The following is a 538-nucleotide window of genomic DNA, read 5'->3' as shown; positions in this document are numbered from 1 at the left end:
GGGACAGCTCGCCTCCCATTACGCGCCCGGCGCGCGCGTCCGGCTCGGCGCCGAGGCCGCGCAGCCCGACGAAGCGATGCTTGGCTTCGGCCCGGTAGCCTGCGACCTCAACCTGTCGCCGACGGGCGACCTGACCGAGGCAGCCGCGAACCTCTTCCATCACCTCCACGCGCTGGACGCGCGCGGCGCGCGAACCATCGCCGTCTCCCCGGTTCCCGATCACGGCCTCGGCCGGGCGATCAATGACCGTCTCCGCCGCGCCGCCGCGCCGCGCACCGGCTGACAGGGCGCGCACCCCGCCCTTCTTCTCGGCCAAAATACCCGCGCCGCAGGCGCCGGAAAATGTCAATTTTCCGGGGAAAAATCCGTGCGGATTTTTGCGCCCGGCCCGCCGTCTTAAGCAGGCGCGACCGGGGGCACGAGAACCCCTTTGGTACCGATGGCATACCGACGCGCCGCCGACGGGGAGGGCGCCGGGCACCTAGCCGCCGACCTGCGCCAGCATCTCGCGCGCCGCCACGGCCGGGGTCACGCGCCC

General features: G+C 72.9%; 1 protein-coding gene. It reads left to right on the top strand.

Annotated elements, in window-relative coordinates; all coding sequences use genetic code 11:
• On the top strand, positions 1-283 hold a 283-nt coding region (locus ACH107_RS33420), incomplete at its 5' end, for a Sua5 family C-terminal domain-containing protein (protein WP_412509873.1).
• Positions 284-538 lie beyond the last annotated feature (255 nt).

The organism is Roseovarius halophilus (ex Wu et al. 2025) (assembly GCF_047086965.1).
This window is presented reverse-complemented; position numbering and strand designations above follow the sequence as displayed.